This is a genomic window from Ovoidimarina sediminis, from assembly GCF_032586175.1.
Classification (GTDB): Bacteria; Pseudomonadota; Alphaproteobacteria; order Rhodobacterales; family Rhodobacteraceae; genus Ovoidimarina; species Ovoidimarina sediminis.
Genome location: NZ_JAWHTE010000073.1, coordinates 1 through 720, shown reverse-complemented (window position 1 = coordinate 720; position 720 = coordinate 1). Strand labels below are relative to the sequence as shown.

The 720-nt window shown below is 58.2% G+C and carries 1 protein-coding gene; it reads left to right on the top strand.

The window, feature by feature from the left end; translation table 11 throughout:
• Window positions 1–364 precede the first annotated feature (364 nt).
• A partial coding sequence (locus RXV90_RS25775; RefSeq protein ID WP_316653293.1) for a hypothetical protein occupies window positions 365–720 on the top strand: 356 nt, incomplete at its 3' end.

Here is a 720-nt window from a genome sequence, read left to right as displayed (position 1 = left end):
CGGCCCTGAAGCACTATCGGGCCGCTGAGAAGGCGCATGAAGCACATGACGACGCCTTGACGAACAAAGAACTGAACTTGGCGTCAAACGCTCTCGCGTGACGGTCCGCGTGTAAGCCTACGATCGGGCCGCCTTTCCGGATCGGAAGGCGGCCTTCGACATTGCGCGCGAAGGTTTCTTATTGTGTGCAGCTAACACACATCAGTACAGAAGCCGACCACATGTGGCATGTTCGAAACTGCCCGCCGGACACCTGGCGGAAACACTGACCAAGCTCCCCACATCCATTTAATTGACGGCGCGCTCATCAAGCGACTTGCCGTCGGAATGCCGACGCTTGGGCCAGTCCAGAAAGGACTAGCAAATGAACACTCTTTCAAAAATCATCTCGTCTACCCGGATTGCTCGGCTCAAGCTGCTCCTGGGATCCGCCCTGCTCTTCGCGTCGATGACTGCCGCCGGACAGGCACAAAGTCTGTACCCTCAGGAAATCCAACCGGGGCAGACAGGTAACGTCGTACACTCGGACGTTCGACCCGCCGTCGAGGTAAGGAGCCTGTATCCCCAGAAGGTTCAAGCAGCAAAGTCGGCGTCCGTTGCCCGACGCTGCACTCAGCTGGAAATGTCAGCGGAAATGATCCCGAGCGAGTGCGGCACCCTGACGCTCTCAGACGTCGTGATCCTCCTGAACGCCCTCGAAACTGATGGTCGCGACGGGTA